An 18,074-nucleotide genomic window follows, 5' to 3' on the forward strand; every position below is an offset into this window, starting at 1 on the left:
CGTTTTTAAATGGTTTTTTGTTTGTGAGGAGAGGAATCTATTTTTCTGACAGGCTTAAAATAGCTAATTTAGTCGGAATGAGTAAGGAAGGCAAAAGCAAGTCGAACGGAAAGAAAAAGATATTCGTTTTGGATACCTCGGTGATATTATACGATCACAACGCATTTGAAAATTTTCAGGAACATGATGTAGCCATACCTATCCAGGTATTGGAGGAGCTCGACGATAAAAAAAACGGAAACGATACCCGTAATTTTGAGGCCCGCAGCTTTATCAGGCTGATGGATGATATTTCAAAAGATGAACTGGTTAACCAGTGGCGCCCTCTTAACGGTAAAAGCAAAGGCAATTTTAAGGTAATAATGGATCCGCAGAGCATCGCTACGGATGCTACTGCTGTTTTTGGCTCTGATAAAACAGATCACAGGATATTAAATGCCGCCTTAAGCTTACAGGAAGAGTACCCTGAGCGTAAAATAGTACTGGTATCAAAAGATATTTGCCTTCGCTTAAAGGCAAAGGCCCTTAGCCTGCATGCCGAGGATTATGAAACAGGCAAGATCAAAAACCTGGATGAACTATACACCGGCGAAACCACGCTGAACAAAGTGCCGGATAAGCTGATTACCCAGCTAAATAAAACAGAACGGGTGCCCGGTGGCGATTTTGAGATGCAGCCGCACCATATTAATCATTTCTACATTTTAAACGGCAAAAAAGGATCTGTACCTGCATTTTATAATTCGCAGGCCGCACAGTTAGAAAAAGTTAGCGAAAAACCAGTTTTAAATATCGCTCCACGTAACATTGAGCAGGCTTTTGCTATCCATGCATTGCTGCATCCTGATATTAAGCTGGTAACCATACAAGGTAATGCCGGTACAGGTAAAACGTTGCTGGCTTTGGCCAGCGCGTTGGAACAGCGCAAATATTACAGGCAGATCTATGTTACCCGGCCAATAGTGCCGCTAAGTAATAAGGATATAGGTTTTTTACCGGGCGATATCAAATCAAAGATTGACCCTTACATGGCGCCCATTTGGGATAACCTTAAATTTATTAAAGATCAGTTTGCCGATGATGAAAAAATGCAGGCCAAAATTGATGAACTGGTTACTAACGATAAAATCTCTATTGCCCCGCTGGCGTTCATCCGCGGGCGTACATTGAGTAAGATCTTTTTTATTGTTGATGAGGCACAAAACCTTACGCCCCACGAGGTTAAAACCATTATATCAAGAGCGGGGGAGAATAGCAAATTTGTGTTCACCGGGGATATTTACCAGATTGATACCCCATATCTGGATGCAGAGAGTAACGGCTTATCCTATTTAATTGATAAAGCAAAAGGGCATCCACTGTATGCACACATCACCTTACAAAAAGGAGAACGAAGCGAACTGGCCAACTTAGCCACCGAGCTATTATAATTTATTATTGCACTTAATGCTGCCGCGGGTTTACAAACCTATGGCAACCATGTGTCAGTTTTTAACTGACTTAAAACTCAATCAATTTAAAATATTATCCGTAACCCTTGCTATATCAGCACTTATCTTATTGATAAAGCCTAACTGCTCATTTAACAGTAAAGCATCCGCCGATTGCTCTTTAGGCTCCCCATCATTTGTAGCAACGGGTAGTTTTAGGGTACTTAAGTCAATTACTATACCGTCCAGCTTTTTATTGGCATCGTTAAGTACAGCAATGCTGCGTTTTAACAATTTAAGGTTTTCTGTTTGGCCTTTATGTAAACCCTTTAAAGATACCGCCGTTGCAATTGTAGCTATGTACGATGACAGGATATGGTTAAGTACAACAAACTTATGAACCTCCTTTACCTTTTTCTGCTTGCTTTTAGGTTCAGAGGTCATTCGCTCAAACGCTGCGGATAGGTTAGCCGATTTTACAAAAACATCTTTTCGGGCAAGCTTATATTCAATGGTGCCCACTTCGCGGCCTAAAATACTATCTGCAATTTTAACCAGGTAGTTTACATTGGCATTAATTACTTCGCGCAGGTTTTGCTGAATCTGCTCAAACTCCCAACTCGGGAAAATTAAATAACTGGCTAAAAATGCAATAGTTGAGCCAATTATGGTATCAACAATACGCTCTTTCACCACAAAGCCAACCCCTAAAAATTTAAACAGAATAAGCACATAAGGTGTCATAAAAATAACGCTTACCACATAGTTTAACCTTAAAAAACTGTAAGTGCCTATCATTAATATCACCAATAAAATAAATTCAACATCTTTATTAGGGATATAAAGCAATATGGCAATACCTGCAATACCACCGGCTATGGTGCCAATCAACCTTTGGTAATTACGCTGTTTTGATAGGCTGAAGCCCGGCTTTAATATCACAATGATAGTAAGCAATACCCAATAACTATGGCCGCCAAGCGCAATGGACTTTGCCGTAATAAAACCTATTAAACAAACCAACGATACCCTTAATGAATGCTTAAAAGCAGCAGAATTAAGCGAAAAATTATCAAAGAAAATATGCGGGGCATAATCTTGCCTGGTTACAAATTTTGAGTACTCATCATTGCTGCTTTTCTCCAGCAAAAGTTCTGATGATTTTGAATGGTAATAATTATAAATGCTCTTTATCCGCTCATTTAAATCGCGGATATTGATCAGTACCTTTTTCAGCGCAATGTTGCTGGTCCCATTTTCGCCATTGCCAATGGCATCAATACGTAATTTTAGCTGCTCAAGGCCGGTATTAAAATCGGGCTTGTATTTACTGCGGGTATTTGATAAAACCATGTAGGCAATATTATCAAGTTCATTAGCCATGTCCTGCAGCAGGTCGGCTATTTCTTTTAAGATCCCGGTAGATTTAAATTTTTCCCTGATATGGCTATAATCATAATGGGTCGACATGATCTGTTCAAACATATCCACCAAATCAACAAAGGTGAGTACCAATATCCGGCTCGCGTTGGTCGATTCCTTTACCATTATCCGGCTTTTAAAAAGCAGTTCGCGTACGGCATCCTGATGCTGGCTTACTTTTATTTGTTGCGATACCAGCTTACGGTAATTTTCGTCAAAATCAGTATCTGATAAATAAAAATTGGCTTTTATCCGTACAAATTTGGCAATGTCGCCTATGCTTTCGCCCAGGGTTTGTTGAGCTGCGCGATAGGGCCTGATGCCAAAAAATATAAGACTGAATATCATATACCAAACCCCGCCTGCTAATATAATGGCGCTTAATAATAAAACGTCAGATGGCTTTGCCGCTTTATCCATCATAAATATCATAGCCAATAAAGCACAGGTACCTACAGATGCTGCACGGTTACCATAAACCGTGAACATAGAGAACAGGAAGGAAAATACGGTAATCTCAATACCGAGCGTAAATATATTTAACCTTGCAAAGCCAGTTATGGCGGCCACTATAAACAGGCATAAATTGCCCGCTGCCATTGCGTTGCGCTTATGGTATAATGGTCCGGGGCTATCAATTGTACAAACGCATAATGCACCTAATGACATGGTGAGCCCCATATCAAAATGGCCAAATTGCATCAGTAAAAGAGATGGAAATAATATGCCGAAGCACATGCGCAAACCATCAGAGAAATACTGGCTGTAGAAAAAGCTTTTGATCTCCCTGGTATCTATTTTCATAAGTGTTTTTTTGAGCCTAAAATCAGCTTTCAAATTTACAAAAATTAAATCTTTGTGCCATATTTTAATAAATATTGCATTAATAATAGTTAACTGTTATTAATTACTCATTATTTGCTAAATTTAGATTTTAGATAATTAAATTCACCCCCAGTAACTATTGCCGGGAAACCGGATTTGACCGCCACTAAACCAATTATATTTTAAACCTAATTTTACTAATTTTATCTGTATGCCCTCAACGTTAAAACTCAGCCAAAGAGAAACAGCTTTTAACAACGAAGTTGTAACCCGTTTTGAGTTATATAACAGTTTGTTTCAAACGTTACCTTTTTACCAGGTTAAAGATACCGGTATTTTACTGCCGTTTTTTAGTTCGCATTGTGAAAAGGAAGCAAATAAACAGTTATCGCCATCGGCAATTATTGAATCTTTTTTCAAAAAATATGTACCCGATATTGATCACCGAGAGCAGATTAACCGCATGTTCCGTTTTATACAATATATTGAGCGGCAGGTGGTATTGTTTGATGCCATTGAAGATTCATCATTCAGTAAAATAGGCAGGGCAGATGATGCAGGTACACTACAAAGCTTATTGCAGCATGCCGCAGTAAGTGAGCAGGCACGTAACGACATCAGCCAAAAATTAAAAGAATTTTCGTTAAGGCTGGTGCTAACGGCACACCCAACCCAGTTTTATCCAGGCACGGTATTAGGAATAATGACCGACCTGATTGAAGCCTTAAAAACTAATGATATTAATACTATTGATGTTTTATTGCAGCAGTTAGGTAAAACGCCTTTCTTTAATAAAACATCTCCAACCCCGGTTGATGAGGCAATAAGCCTGGCCTGGTTTCTTGAAAATATATTTTATTACGCCATTTCAGGTATCCGGTCAAAACTTGAGGAAGAGTTTGATATTGACGTAGATACCAACAAACAGATATTAGAATTAGGTTTTTGGCCTGGTGGTGATAGGGATGGTAACCCTAACGTTACTACCGATACTACCAAGGCTGTCGCCAGTTTTTTAAGACAAAGAGTTTTCCGTTGCTATTACAGAGATTTCAGGGTGTTAAAACGCCGTATCACCTTCCGCGGGGTTGAAAGTGCGATGGCACAGCTGGAAATGCTGATCTACAACAACGCTAATAAACAGCCGGATGATAAAGATCTGCAGCCTGAAATACTTGGTTTACTACAATCAATAAAACAAACCCTGATAGCCGATCACGATAGCCTTTTTGTTAAGGTTGTTGACGACCTGATAAGGAAGGTTAGCTTGTTTGGCTGTTATTTTGCAACGCTTGACATAAGGCAGGATAGCCGCATACTCAGAAAAGTATTTAACTATACTACTGAGCAGGTTGATACAGGTATTGTAGCGGGCTACGAAAATTTTGACGAACAAGGTAAGCTAAGTAATATATCATTTAAAGAGGTAGACTTCTATTGCCCTGATGATGCTGATAAAATGATCTGTGATACCCTTAATACCATCAGGTTAATCAAGCAGATCCAAAAAACCAATGGCGAAAAAGCCTGCCAGCGTTTTATTATCAGTAACTGCCAGCAGGCATCTGATATTTTACAACTGATAGACCTGTTTTTATGGAGCGGTTGGGAAAAGGATAATCTGAGTGTTGACTTTATGCCGCTGTTTGAAACCGTAAATGATTTAAAAAGCGCTGCCCAGGTAATGGAAAGCTTATACACACATCCGTTTTATAAAGAACACCTGGCTAAACGTGGTAATTTACAATCCATAATGCTTGGTTTCTCTGATAGTACTAAGGATGGTGGATATTTAATGGCCAACTGGTCTATCTACCAGGCAAAGGTTGAGCTTACGGCTATGGCCCGCAAATATGGCATAGCGTTAGCGTTTTTTGATGGTCGTGGTGGGCCGCCGGCACGTGGTGGTGGTAAAACACACCGTTTTTATGCCTCAATGGGCGAGGAGATAGCTAACGATCATATCCAGTTAACTATACAAGGGCAAACAGTAAGCTCACAATATGGCTCCATCGAAACGGCACGCTTCAATATGGAGCAGCTGATCAATGCAGGTATAGTATCGGCACTGCATCCAAACCGGAATGACTTGCTTGATACCAGGCATAAAGAACTGATCACATCAATGGCCGATGAAAGCTATAAGCTGTTTTTAGCCTTGCGCCAGCATCCTTTATTTGTAGAGTACCTTGAAAAATTTAGTCCGCTAAAATTACTTTCACACATAAATATCAGCAGCCGCCCAACCAAACGAAATTCTGACTCTTCGTTAAAATTAGAAGATCTGCGTGCTATCAGTTTCGTAACCTCATGGAGCCAGTTAAAGCAAAGTATTCCTGGTTTTTATGGTGTTGGTACTGCTTTAAACAAAATGAAGCAGGAAGGTAACTGGGACGAGATAAAGGAACTATACAATTCATCGGGTTTTTTTAAAACTATGGTTGATAACTGTACCATGTCTATGTCTAAATCTGATTTCAGGGTAACGGCTTATTTAGAGAAGGATAAAAAATTCGGTCAGTTTTGGAAAATGCTGAAGGATGAGTTTGAACTTACCAAAGCTATGCTGCTTGAATTAACCGGCAGCACTGTATTAATGCAGGAATACCCTGTTGAGCGCCGGTCAATCGCCATTCGCGAAAAAATTGTATTGCCTTTGGTAATTATACAGCACTATGCGCTGCAATGCCTTAACCATAGTACAGACGAAGAATTAACCAAGATCTATAACAAGCTGGTTATCCGTACAGTTTATGGTATTGTTAACGCCGGGCGTAATTTAGCATAAAAGACCTCGATTTTACAAGTCCGGAAGTAGATAAGTTAGGTTTAAACACTTTATTCTTATTTTCTTCCGGACTTTCTGTTTTTACACTTTTCTACTTCAAAATAAAGTGTTATTTTGTCATGGCTTTGTAAACCAGATAACTTTTAAGTTGTTATAGCCCTGTATACACTTTAACATTTAGTAAATGAAGAATTTAATTTACCTGGTATTGGGAGGGATGATTTTGTTTTTTGCACAGGCATGCCAGGACAAACATGCTAAAAATTATAACAATCGTACTGATATTGACCAGGATGGCGTATTGTTTATAAAAAATGGGATTGAAGGCGGCTTAACGGAAATAAAAGCCTCGGGTATGGCTATAACCAACTCAAATAACCAAAAAGTAATTGGCTTTGCCAAAATGATGATTGATGACCATACCAAAGCAGGGGATGAGCTGTTAAAAATAAAGGGTGATAAAAAACTCACTGAAATGGATACAATTTACAGTGCACACCAACAAATGATCAATGAGCTTTCAAAAAAAACAGGAGCAGCATTTGATAAGGCCTACATGCAAATGATGGTTGCAGACCACGAAGAAGCCGTGAAGCTTTTTGCAACTGCCAGTAAAAACCCCGATTCGGAAATTGAAGGCTTTGCTTCCAAAACGTATCCTACCATCAAAATGCATTTAGATTCGGCAAATGCCATCAATTCGTCTTTAAAATAACCTGTAATTTATAAAAGGGCTAATACGTTGCACCACTAACAGGTTGCAATATCTTGTAACAGCGTATATTTGGCAGCATATAACTATTGAATGAAGAAAAACTTTTTTATAGCCTTTGAAGGTATTGACGGAAGCGGAAAAAGTACCCAGGTAAAACTGTTAAAAGAAAAACTGGAGGCTGCCGGATTAAAGGTTTATACCACCTGCGAGCCTACTGACAGCCCAATGGGTAAAATGATACGGGATGTGTTTAATCACCGCATGGAGGCCGATCACAGAACCATAGCTGCATTATTTGTTGCCGATAGATTAGATCATTTACTTAATAAAACCAATGGCATATTAAAAATGCTGGCTGATGGTTATACTGTTATTACAGACCGTTATTATTTATCATCGTACGCTTACCAAAGTCCTTATATGGATCTGGATTGGGTGATAAAGGCTAATTCCTTAAGTGCTGATTTGCTGAGGCCCGATCTGAATATTTATATTGATATTACTCCGGAAGTAAGTATTGATCGACTGAATAAAGGACGGACATCCATTGAGCTTTATGAAACATTGGAGAACCTTCAAAACGTAAGTACCAAATACGCCGAAATAATAGAGTTGCTTAAAAATGAGGAAAAGATTTTAATAATAGATGGAAACCGGTCTGTTGAAGATATTGCAGCAGATATATGGATTAATATCCAAAAGCAATTTATTGGAGAAATGCAGTAAGAAGAAGAAAAGAAATTATACTTATATCAACCCATTGTTGATATAAGTATCTTTATTTATTTGCCTAATAAACGACTTTTGTTTACAGGAACATAAACTGGTTTTAGTTTATGTTCAGCTGGAACAATGCCATAATATTTTTGGTTAATTTTAACAGCTAAGAAACCATTTCCAATAAAAAATTCAATAAGCACTTTCCTGTTCATAATAATTGGATTAATATTTTACTAATAAATAATTAACGACTAAAACTTGTTATTGTTTTATCAAATATTAAAAATAATTATGACAATCGCAAATTTTTTGTAGTTTAATTAAACCCCTATTAAGAATGTGACAGTTTAGTTAATTAACTGGTTAAAAAAGCTTTAACTGTTGCTGCAAAGGTGGTTTTGCATTGCCAAACACGGTGCGGCCGCCATACCTCCACGATTCATTTCTCTCCCGCTCAACCACCTTATCAAAGTTAGCATTTGGCGTAAAATCCTGTTCAGCGCGCTGGGCTACCTCGGTTAAGCGCTTAATAGCTTCGCTTTTTTCAGACTGCCCTAATTTAGCCTTATTGATAGCCATTTGCAGTACGCTAATGGTTTCATCGTATACCTTTGTTGGTACCGGGAAGGGGTGCCCATCCTTACCGCCGTGCGCAAAGGAAAATCGTGCAGGATCCTTAAACCGCGAAGGTGTACCGTGGATCACTTCGCTTACCAACGCTAATGATTGCAGCGTTCGTGGCCCTAAACCTTGCAGTAATATCAGCTCTTCAAAGTCTTTAGGCTGTTTTTCGCGTGCCAGCCACAATACGGCGCCTAATCTTTTAAGGTCAATATCTTTGGCCTGTACATCATGGTGCGTTGGCATTACCAATTTATGGATCTCCTTAAGCATCAGCTCCGGGTTTTCCCGGGCAATCTGCATTACGCCATTTCTTGAGCTGCCGGCATCTTTATCGGCCAAATTTAAAATAGTGCCTGTATTTTGCCCGTAGATAAACGTATGCGGGTCATCAACAAAGGTGGTTAGCTGTTCGGAATGCCAATGATAACGCCGTGCTGTTTTGCTGGCGTCGCTCATGCCTTGCTGTACTACGGCCCACTTCCCGGTATCGCTTAAAATAAAGTTGTGGGTATACAGCTGGAAACCATCCTGAATGGCCGTATTATCCACCTTGGCGCTCAGTTTGCTGCATTTTACCAGGTAATTACCATCGAGCCCGGTGCTTTCGCTGATCCTTAATAATTCGTTGGGGGTTTGCGTGGAGTGCTTGCCTTTACCACCGCAAATATAAATGCCCAATTCGCGGCTGTGCGGGTTAATGGATCGCTTTAAAGCCCCCATAACCGATGTTGTAATGCCGGAAGAATGCCAGTCCATCCCCATAACTGCCCCCAGGCTTTGAAACCAGAACGGATCGCTTAACCTGCGCAATACCTCATCCCTGCCATAGTCCATCACAATATTCTCCACTACGGCTAAACCAAGCTTCGCCATGCGTTCGGCAAGCCATGTGGGTACATGGCCATAATGTAAAGGCATATCAGCACTTCCGGAACGCTTCATGCTAACAAAATTAGCAAACTATTTCAACGAATCAAAGCTATACTTTGCAGTATCCCAAAATTCGTCGAGGGCTATAATACGGGGCTTAAAAAAGGAGATCAAGGCGGGCCAGTCGTTTTTATTAAAAATGTTCACCCCGTTTAATTGTGTACAAATGCGGCTGATAGTTTTACCGTATTCGTCTTTGGTATGCAGCTCCCAATCCCAGGTTTCATCAACTGCCGAATGAAGGATGTTTTTTAGTTCCTGGAATTGCTCAAAATATAATTCCTGGATTCCCGGGTCGGGGTGCGAGATCTCGATAGCAATAGTAGCAAAGCGTTTATCCGCGTACATCCTAAAATATACATGTTTAATGCCTGTTTTATAATTAACCCAATTTACCCTCAGGCCTTCGGCCGACAGGTGCGGGGAGATGTATTGCCCAAAGGCAGTCCAAAATGCTTGCTTTAATTGTGATGCTTCTTCCTTCGAGTACAAAACCTGGTCTTATTTACTTACAATAAAAGGCAAAATTACTTTTTCATCGCGCGAATTACTACCTAATATCAATTTATAATTACCGGGGTATACTTTCCATCTGTGAGTTTTTATATCCCATTTCTGCGATTCGCTAACCGGGATATGAAATGTAGTAGACTGGCTATTGCCTACGCTAACAGAAACCCGTTTAAAGCTTTTTAATTCTTTTACCGGCATCCGGTCAATTTGGGGATATTCAATATAAGCCTGTACCACATCATCGCCATCCATTTTACCGGTGTTTTTAACCTGAAGGTTTACGCTAATGGTATCGGTTATTTTGTATTTATTTTTAGGCTGACTGCTTAAGGAATAATCAAACGAAGTATAGCTTAAGCCAAAACCGAATGGGTATTGAACAGGGCCATCATAGTAACGGTAGGTGCGGCCTTTCATGCTGTAATCCTTATAATCAGGCACGTTGCTTAGTGCTTTATAAAAGGTAACAGGTAAATGTCCTGATGGGGAGATATCGCCAAAAACAATATCAGCCAAAGCATTGCCACCTTGTTCGCCGGGATACCAGGCTAATATTATGGCATCGGCATAAGGCGCTATGGCATCAATATCCACATCGCTCCCGGCAGTAACCACCGCTATAACAGGTTTATGAGGAACTGATTTTCTCAATTCCTTCATAAAAGCAATTTCGCTGGCTGGCAGACTTAAATTCTTTTTGTCGCCGCCGGTTTCTGATAAAAAGGCATCACCTGCCTCACCCTCTAAAACCGGGGACAGGCCTATTACCGCAATGGTAACATCGGCATTACCAGCTGCCCAGGTGCCGCCAAAGTGGATAGTATCTTTATAGTCTGATCCCTGGTCGTACTCAACCCTTGTTGAGGGATCCACCGCTGCGGTAATCCCCTCCACAAAATTAACCACCTTGCTGCTTACCCCATGGTAATTGGCCACCATCGGATCAAAGGCTGCGGCATTGGGCCCCAAAACCATAATGCTCGAATAATTGCTTTTTTTAAGCGGCAAAACATTGTTATCGTTTTTTAACAGCACCATACTTTGCTGCGCTATTTTACGGGCCAATGTTATGTGTGCCGTATTATGAATACTATCGGCGCGGTAACTATAATATGGGTTCAAGGTGGCATCGTCATAAAAACCTAACTTAAACTCCGTTCTTAACAAGGCCGATAATGCGCCGTCAATATCCTTTTCGGTAAGTAAGCCTTGTTTAATGGCTTTAATGGCATCATTTTGTAAAATGGTGGAGCAATCTAAATCAACCCCGGCTTTTATAGCTGCGGCTGCAACCTCAATAGGGCCGGGTAATGATTTATGGGTGGAGTATACATCATCCAACGCGCCGCAATCGGTAACCACATGGCCTTTAAAACCCCATTCTTTTCTCAAAATATCGGTCAGCAAAACCTTGTTTATGGAGTTTGGTGTACCATTAACCCTGTTGTAAGCACTCATAACAGATTCTACACCGTTGGTTACCAAGGCATGGAAGGCATATAAATAAGTTTCACGCAGGTCTTTTTCATCCACTATAGCATCAAAATAATCGCGGGTAGCTTCGGGGCCGCTATGTACCGCAAAGTGTTTAGCCGTAGCCGATGTTTTTAAATAATGCGGATCGTCGCCCTGTAATCCCTTAACAAAGGCGGTGCCCATCGTGGCGGTTAAAAAGGGATCTTCGCCATAAGTTTCCTGCCCGCGGCCCCAGCGCGGATCGCGGAAGATATTGATATTGGGGGTCCAAAAAGTAAGCCCCATGTATTGTAAATGCCTGTCTTTTGCTATAGCCAGATTATACTTTGCTCTTGCTTCGGTTGATATTACGGTTGATACCTGCTTTAACAGGTCAGGATTAAAAGTTGCCGACATGCCAATGGCCTGCGGAAATATAGTAGCCTCGCCAGCCCGGGCAACACCATGCAGCGCCTCGTTCCACCAGTTATAGGCCGGGATGCCCAAACGTTCAACAGCCTTGCTGCGGTAACCTAAAAGGGATACTTTTTCTTCGAGCGTTAACCTCGAAACCAGGTCTTTTACACGCAGATCAATGGGTTGGTGAGTGTCTTTATAAATCAATTTGTCCTGTGCGTGCGATGCACATGGGATTATATATAACAGGATAACGATGAAGAGGCTGCTGTTTATTTTAATATTCATAATCGGACCTAATTTAAACTCTTTAATTCAAAAGGAGAAGAATAAAATTTGGATGTAGATATTTAAGACTTCTACATAAAAAATATACATTAGCAAAACAATAAATAATACGCATAGCTATGAAGTACCTTTTTTTGACCGCTTTTTTATTGCTGACAGGTTTTTCGTCATTTAGCCAATCGGCTCCCACGCCTTATGGGCCTTTACCATCGGCAGCACAACTAAAGTGGCAGGAAACAGAAATGTATTGTATTATCCATTTTGGCCCTGATACGTATACCAATAAGGAGTGGGGCTATGGGGATGAAGATCCGCAGATATTTAACCCAACTCAATTTGATGCTATGCAAATTGTTGGCGCAGCTAAAGCAGGTGGTTTTAAAGGAATTGTGGTTGTGGCTAAACACCACGATGGTTTTTGTTTATGGCCAACAAAAACTACCGAGCATAATATTTCAAAAAGTCCTTATAAAAATGGCAAAGGTGATATTTTGCAGGAATACCGGGATGCCTGCAACAAGCTTGGGATGAAAATGGGTGTTTATTGTTCGCCCTGGGACAGGAACAGCGCATTATATGGTACGCCGCAATATGTTACCGATGCTTACCGCAAGCAACTGGAAGAGTTATATACGCATTACGGGCCCATCTTTATATCGTGGTTTGATGGCGCCAACGGTGGCGATGGTTATTATGGCGGCGCAAAAGAAGTTAGAAAAATTGACCGCTCAACTTACTATGGCTGGGACACTACCTGGGCTATACCGCGCAAACTGCAACCAGGTGCTGTTTTATTTGGTGATGTTGGGCCCGATGTGCGCTGGGTAGGCAACGAAAAGGGCTACGCCGGTACAACCTGCTGGGCAACTTACACGCCGCATGCACCTGATGAAGGTAAAGTACCGGGCAATGGTTATACCAAAGATTATGAAGGTACCGAGGGCCAGCGCGATGGAAAATACTGGATGCCCGCAGAATGTGATGTATCATTAAGGCCGGGATGGTTTTATCACCAGGATCAGGATGATAAGGTGAAATCGCCGGATACCTTACTGAGTTTGTATTATAAAAGTGTAGGCCATGGCGCATGCCTTGATCTTGGCTTATCGCCCGATAGGCGCGGTTTGCTTTATAAAAACGACGTAAGCTCATTAAAAGCACTGGGTGATATTCTAAAGGAAACTTTTAAAACTAACCTGGCAAAAGGGGCTACCTTAACCGCAAGTAACATCCGAGGAAATAATAAAGTAAAATTTGGCCCTTCACATTTATTGGATAACGACCGGTATACCTATTGGGCTACCGACGATAAGATAACAACACCTCAACTTATTATAAATATGCATCAGCCCAAAAGCTTTAACATAATACGCCTGCGCGAAAACATTAAGCTTGGCCAGCGTATTGACGAGGTTGCTGTAGATGCATTTATTAACGGTAGATGGCAGCAGCTTGCCACAGCCACCAGTATAGGTGGTAACCGGCTGATCCGTTTGCCAAACACCGTTACTGCAAGTAAAGTAAGGCTGCGGATAACTAAAGCAGCAGTATGTATTGCATTAAGCGATTTTGGTTTATATAAAGAAGCTACCAATACCACACCGGTTTTAACTCGAGTAAACTAAGCTTAATGATCGCCCTTAAAAAAATATTTACCTGTTTGTTTTTACTATTTACTGTGCATAGTTTATTTGCACAGCAGGTATTGTACGATACTTTAACCAAACCCCGTCTTATTTCCAGGCAATTCAGTTTTACGGAGGGTGCATCGGTTGATAAAAAGGGCAATGTGTTTTTCACGGATCAGCCAAATAATAAAATATGGGAGTATAGTGCAGATGGAAAGCTTTCAGTTTTTATGGATAGTGCAGGGCGATCAAACGGGATGTATTTTGATAAAAAAGGAAACTTGGTTACCTGCGCTGATGAACACAACCAGTTATGGGCCATTAGCCCTAAAGGGAAGATCAGGGTTTTGCTGACCGATTATCAGGGTAAGTTGATGAATGGGCCTAATGATATTTGGATTGATGCCAAAGGCGGGATCTATATGACCGATCCTTATTATCAAAGGCCATACTGGTCACGTACCAAACCCGATATTGAAGGCCAAAAGGTATATTATCTGCCAAAAGGAAAAAAGCAACCTATTATTGTTGACGATCAGTTTAAACAACCCAATGGAATTGTTGGAACGCCCGACGGAAAATGTTTATACGTTGCTGATATAGCAGATAACAAAACCTATAAATATGCCATCAATAAAAATGGAACATTGAGCAACCGCCAGCTATTTGCAGCCCAGGGATGCGACGGGATGACATTGGATATGCAAGGCAACGTTTATATGGCCGGTAAAGGTGTAACCATCTATAACCCGCAAGGAGTAAAAATCGGGCATATTGCCATTGATGAACCCTGGACGAGCAATTTATGTTTCGGCGGGGTAAACAAAGATGTTTTGTTTATCACGGCATCAACCGCTATCTATACTTTAAAAATGAATGTAAAAGGGGTGGAGTAAGTCTGCTTAAATAAGCCTTATTGTTTGCGCTGTGCTTTTTCCCAAATGGCACTTTGTTTTTTAGTAAAATACCTGATAATACCCATTAGCACTGCATAGTTCATCACACAAAAATAGTAGGGGATAAAAAGTATTTTAATACGTATCTGTCTTTTCTCCATGATAAGGCCAAGCAGGGCAAGCAGGTAAAAGAAAACCTGGGCTATAAAAACGACGAGGTAAGTGGTTGCCCCGGGTTGAAAGGCCAAAACGGCGTTCAGGATAAATACAAGTATCAGCAGGAAGGGGGTAAGCGTCCACCGCAATACCCGGTGACTTATATATTGAAACGCCAGTACAGGAAATTTAAAGGGATTTAACAGGTTTTTTAATCTTAATATTGATTGGATACCACCCGCTGCAATCCTGATCTTTCTTTTCAGCTCTTCTGATACATTTTCTGATGCTGTTTCAAGGGCATAGGAATCAGGCTCATAAACTATACGATAACCTTTGGCAGCTATCAGCATCGAGATCATAAAATCATCTAAAACAGTATCTGCAGGCACATCCTGGTATAGCGATCGTCTTACACTAAATAATTCGCCGGCGGCACCTACTACCGAATACAATTCCGAATCCCATTTTTTTAATGCCGATTCATATTTCCAGTAAAAACCCTCGCCGGCGGCGCTGGCATCGGCATTTTCATCAATCTGTACACGTTTTTCTCCCGCAACGGCGCCAACCGTAGCATCGGCATAATGCCTGCAAATTCGGGTTATGGCTTCTGGATTTAAAAAAGTATTGGCATCGGTAAATACTACAACTTCGGTATGAACATACTCCATAGCGCGATGCACGGCAGCTATTTTACCAGCCCGTGCTGCCCGGTGCAGTAATTGTACCTGCGGATAACGGGCGATAATTTCAGGAGTTCTGTCTGACGAGCCATCGGTTATAAAAACCAGCTTTAATTTCCCTGCCGGGTAATTCAGTTTTAGGCTGTTGGCAATTTTTTCTTCAATAAATGATTCTTCATTGTAGGCGGCTATTACCAGGGTACAGGTTGGCAAAAGTTCATCTGCAACATCCTGAACTACATGTTTGCCCTTAAACACCCTTTTTATTTTGATCAAAAAATAAAGGAATATGCCATAACCGGCAAACGTATAAAAAACAATAAAAAGGCTCAGCCAAAAAATAATTTTCATTTAATTGAATTAATAGGGTATCCTAAGTTTTTACTGTTTTTGCTATGGCTCAGGTTCCACCAAACTGCTTTTAAAAGCATGGGGATAAAATTATAGTTCTTTTCTTTTATATAACTCAGCAGGTTTCGTGGTACAACCAATAAAATAAAGTAGGGGTAAAAAACCAATTTATTAAAAAGCGGTGCGTTGCGGCGGGTAAATAAGATCCGGTTGCGGTTCATAAAGTATTCCTTCAATGGGCTTTTTTTGCCTACCGAAACAGACTCTTTATGATAGATCAATGCATCGGTACATACCCATGCCTGGTAACCAGCCCTTATGATATGTTCGCACCAATCAACTTCCTCGTAATACAAAAAGAAATTTTCGCTCATTAGCCCGGCCTTTTCTATTGCTTCGCGACGAATCATCATAGCAGCACCATGGCAATAAGCAGTAGGAGCGGTGATGTGATCGTATTGGCCGTTATCCCGTTCTTTTAAACCTATACAGCTGTTGCGGCAGGTATAATAATTCATATGAGTATAACCAGCATACTGAATTAATCCTTTATCAACAAAGTAATTGATCTTCGGCGAGATCATCCCTACTCCGGGTTTTGAATCAAGCACCGCAACTAATTTTTCTACCAGTCCGGCAGTAAATTCGGTATCGTTATTAACTAAAAAAAGATAATCGCCGCTTGCAGCATTAATACCCACATTATTGCCCCCGGCAAAACCCAGGTTTTGTTCAGACCTGATAAATTTAACTTCGGGGTAACGGGTTTCCCATTCAACAGTATGATCTGTTTTACTGCCGTTATCAACTACAATAATTTCAATATTGGTATAAGTGCCGGGAATAGACCGTAGGAGTTCTTCAGTAACCTGCGGCTGATTGAAATTTACGGTAATGATAGAAACTTTTTTCATTGTTAGGGATAACGGCATTTTATACGTTATTAACCATTACAATGTTAAATAATTTTTGAACGTATTATTACGCTTACGAGGCAAATGCCCATAAATTTTAAGGTAATATTGAATTCTATACTTTTAGTTATCTTTAATAAATAAATTTGAAGTAAAACAATGAATGATACTGTTGTAACCCCAGGCAGTAAAAAACGAGATAAGGTATTTTTCCCTAATTTAAATGGTGTAAGAGCAATTGCTGCATTAATGGTAGTGGTGGCACATATTGAGTTCCATAAAAAGGATTTTAATCTTATCCAGAGCAGGTTCAGCCAATTCCGGCTTTTTGATTTTGGTAAAATAGGGGTGACTGTCTTTTTTTCGCTAAGCGGATTTTTAATTACCTATTTGCTGCTGGAGGAAAAAGAAACCTTTATGCAGGTAAACTTTAAGGATTTTTATATCCGCCGTATTTTAAGGATCTGGCCGCTTTACTTTTTAGTCATCCTTTTTGGTTTTTTTGTCTACCCGGGTTCTGATTCTTCCGGTGCTTTGTGGCTTTCTATATTTTTTGTGCCTAATATAGCCTTTTGCTTAAATCTTTTACCGTTGATATTTGACCCAATATGGTCGATAGGTATTGAAGAGCAGTTTTATATTTTTCACCCGCATTTTTTCAGAATAAAAAAATTACAAAATCTGCTTTATGCATTGCTATTATTCATTGTGCTATTTTTTGTGGCAAGCTACCTCATCAGGTACTTTACCCGGAATGATCACCATGAAACGGCGCTCACCCAGTTTTTTTATTATGCCCGGTACGATAATATGATGATAGGCGCTATTGTAGCCATTTTATATTTCAACACTAAAAACAACATATTTAGCTTTAAGTTCCAACGTGTTTTCAACCTGCTATTTAATAAGTATGCGCAGGTGATATTGATTTTAGCCTTTTGGATATTTGCCATACTGTATGTTACTTACCCGATACCACAGGGAGATGTGGTGATCTCTATACTGGCCGCATTTTTAATAATGAACCTTTGCGAAGCAAAAACCAGCATTTATTCATTAAGCCATAAAGGTTTTCAGTTCATCGGGAAAATCTCATACGGAATTTATCTGCTCCACAAGTTCCCATTGTTTTTGGTGCTTTACTTGGTTGGGACATATATGAAAGGGCAATCTTTCCTGGTGCAGAATATAGTAATTTATGCTGCAACGCTTCTTTCGCTTACGGGGCTTGCCTCTTTATCTTATTACGGTTACGAGCGTTATTTTTTAGAGATCAAAAAACGCTTCCAAAAAGTAAAAAGCAATCAGATCTGATT

The 18,074-nt window shown here is 40.3% G+C and carries 14 protein-coding genes; 7 read left to right on the plus strand and 7 right to left on the minus strand.

The window, feature by feature from the left end; all coding sequences use genetic code 11:
- The first annotated feature begins 77 nt into the window (after positions 1-77).
- Positions 78-1,430: a PhoH family protein gene (locus ACQY4U_RS18855; protein WP_428331008.1), complete on the plus strand. Its 1,353-nt coding sequence runs from the start codon at positions 78-80 to the stop codon at positions 1,428-1,430.
- An 81-nt stretch (positions 1,431-1,511) separates the two neighbouring features.
- On the opposite strand, the gene ACQY4U_RS18860 is transcribed toward ACQY4U_RS18855, so the two are convergent.
- Positions 1,512-3,656 (minus strand): FUSC family membrane protein, encoded by a 2,145-nt coding sequence (locus ACQY4U_RS18860; RefSeq protein ID WP_428331009.1) that lies wholly within the window; start codon positions 3,654-3,656, stop codon positions 1,512-1,514.
- Between the two features lie 232 nt (positions 3,657-3,888).
- Here ACQY4U_RS18860 and ACQY4U_RS18865 point away from each other — a divergent pair, with 232 nt between their 5' ends.
- The 3 genes from ACQY4U_RS18865 to tmk all read left to right on the plus strand — a co-directional run bounded on the left by ACQY4U_RS18865 (position 3,889) and on the right by tmk (position 7,906).
- The gene (locus tag ACQY4U_RS18865; RefSeq protein WP_428331010.1) at positions 3,889-6,465 is read left to right on the plus strand and encodes a phosphoenolpyruvate carboxylase; all 2,577 of its coding nucleotides are present in this window, start codon (positions 3,889-3,891) and stop codon (positions 6,463-6,465) included.
- A gap of 184 nt (positions 6,466-6,649) precedes the next feature.
- Positions 6,650-7,180 (plus strand): DUF4142 domain-containing protein, encoded by a 531-nt coding sequence (locus ACQY4U_RS18870; RefSeq protein WP_428331011.1) that lies wholly within the window; start codon positions 6,650-6,652, stop codon positions 7,178-7,180.
- A gap of 90 nt (positions 7,181-7,270) precedes the next feature.
- Complete coding sequence (gene tmk, locus ACQY4U_RS18875) at positions 7,271-7,906, plus strand: dTMP kinase (RefSeq protein WP_428331012.1); 636 nt, start codon at positions 7,271-7,273, stop codon at positions 7,904-7,906.
- A 56-nt stretch (positions 7,907-7,962) separates the two neighbouring features.
- Here tmk and ACQY4U_RS18880 read toward each other — a convergent pair whose 3' ends face one another.
- From ACQY4U_RS18880 to ACQY4U_RS18895, 4 genes are all read right to left on the minus strand, one after another.
- Positions 7,963-8,112 carry a hypothetical protein gene (locus ACQY4U_RS18880; RefSeq protein WP_428331013.1) on the minus strand — a complete coding sequence of 50 codons (150 nt, stop codon included), beginning with the start codon at positions 8,110-8,112 and terminating at the stop codon, positions 7,963-7,965.
- A 151-nt stretch (positions 8,113-8,263) separates the two neighbouring features.
- A complete protein-coding gene (locus ACQY4U_RS18885; protein ID WP_428331014.1) occupies positions 8,264-9,466 on the minus strand; it encodes a DUF763 domain-containing protein in 1,203 nt (400 codons plus the stop codon).
- A gap of 18 nt (positions 9,467-9,484) precedes the next feature.
- The gene (locus ACQY4U_RS18890; RefSeq protein ID WP_428331015.1) at positions 9,485-9,946 is read right to left on the minus strand and encodes a DUF4268 domain-containing protein; all 462 of its coding nucleotides are present in this window, start codon (positions 9,944-9,946) and stop codon (positions 9,485-9,487) included.
- A gap of 9 nt (positions 9,947-9,955) precedes the next feature.
- Positions 9,956-12,127: a glycoside hydrolase family 3 N-terminal domain-containing protein gene (locus ACQY4U_RS18895; protein WP_428331016.1), complete on the minus strand. Its 2,172-nt coding sequence runs from the start codon at positions 12,125-12,127 to the stop codon at positions 9,956-9,958.
- Positions 12,128-12,246: 119 nt separating this feature from the next.
- Between ACQY4U_RS18895 and ACQY4U_RS18900 the strand changes: the two genes are divergently transcribed.
- Both ACQY4U_RS18900 and ACQY4U_RS18905 read left to right on the plus strand, forming a co-directional pair.
- Positions 12,247-13,752, plus strand: coding sequence for an alpha-L-fucosidase (locus ACQY4U_RS18900; protein ID WP_428331017.1), 1,506 nt, complete (start codon positions 12,247-12,249; stop codon positions 13,750-13,752).
- Positions 13,753-13,757: 5 nt separating this feature from the next.
- Positions 13,758-14,651 (plus strand): SMP-30/gluconolactonase/LRE family protein, encoded by an 894-nt coding sequence (locus ACQY4U_RS18905; RefSeq protein WP_428331018.1) that lies wholly within the window; start codon positions 13,758-13,760, stop codon positions 14,649-14,651.
- 17 nt (positions 14,652-14,668) lie between these two features.
- Here the strand turns inward: ACQY4U_RS18905 and ACQY4U_RS18910 are convergent, their stop codons facing one another.
- Entirely contained in the window at positions 14,669-15,844 is a 1,176-nt protein-coding gene (locus ACQY4U_RS18910; RefSeq protein WP_428331019.1) for a glycosyltransferase family 2 protein, read from the minus strand.
- Complete coding sequence (locus tag ACQY4U_RS18915; protein ID WP_428331020.1) at positions 15,841-16,758, minus strand: glycosyltransferase family 2 protein; 918 nt, start codon at positions 16,756-16,758, stop codon at positions 15,841-15,843. The genes ACQY4U_RS18910 and ACQY4U_RS18915 overlap by 4 nt, the downstream gene beginning before the upstream one ends.
- A 159-nt stretch (positions 16,759-16,917) precedes the next feature.
- Here ACQY4U_RS18915 and ACQY4U_RS18920 point away from each other — a divergent pair, with 159 nt between their 5' ends.
- Positions 16,918-18,072, plus strand: a complete 1,155-nt coding sequence (locus ACQY4U_RS18920) for an acyltransferase family protein (protein ID WP_428331021.1) — start codon at positions 16,918-16,920, stop codon at positions 18,070-18,072.
- Positions 18,073-18,074 lie beyond the last annotated feature (2 nt).

Origin of the sequence: Mucilaginibacter sp. (assembly GCF_965277465.1) — a bacterium.
GTDB lineage: Bacteria > Bacteroidota > Bacteroidia > Sphingobacteriales > Sphingobacteriaceae > Mucilaginibacter.